The 295-nt window shown below is 49.2% G+C and carries 2 rRNA genes; both read left to right on the top strand.

The annotated features are described in order from the left end of the window. Positions 1–114: ribosomal RNA gene (locus KI350_RS22810) — 23S ribosomal RNA — on the top strand; the annotation flags it as partial. Positions 115–172: 58 nt separating this feature from the next. Next, positions 173–288, top strand: a 5S ribosomal RNA gene (gene rrf / locus KI350_RS22805). The last annotated feature ends 7 nt before the right edge of the window (positions 289–295 follow it).

The following is a 295-nucleotide window of genomic DNA, read 5'->3' as shown; positions in this document are numbered from 1 at the left end:
TCCCATTCCGCAAGGAAGTAAGATCCCTGAAAGATGATCAGGTTGATAGGTCTGAGGTGGAAGTGTGGCGACACATGGAGCTGACAGATACTAATCGATCGAGGACTTAACCTAAATGTTTGTGAATTGTCTGACCGTTATCTAGTTTTGAGAGAACACCTCTCATACATAGTTTGGTGGCGATAGCGAAGAGGTCACACCCGTTCCCATGCCGAACACGGAAGTTAAGCTCTTCAGCGCCGATGGTAGTTGGGGGCTTCCCCCTGTGAGAGTAGGACGCCGCCAAGCACTTAAA

The organism is Bacillus sp. J41TS8 (assembly GCF_018333035.1).
GTDB classification, from domain to species: domain Bacteria; phylum Bacillota; class Bacilli; order Bacillales; family Bacillaceae; genus Bacillus; species Bacillus paralicheniformis.
This window is presented reverse-complemented; position numbering and strand designations above follow the sequence as displayed.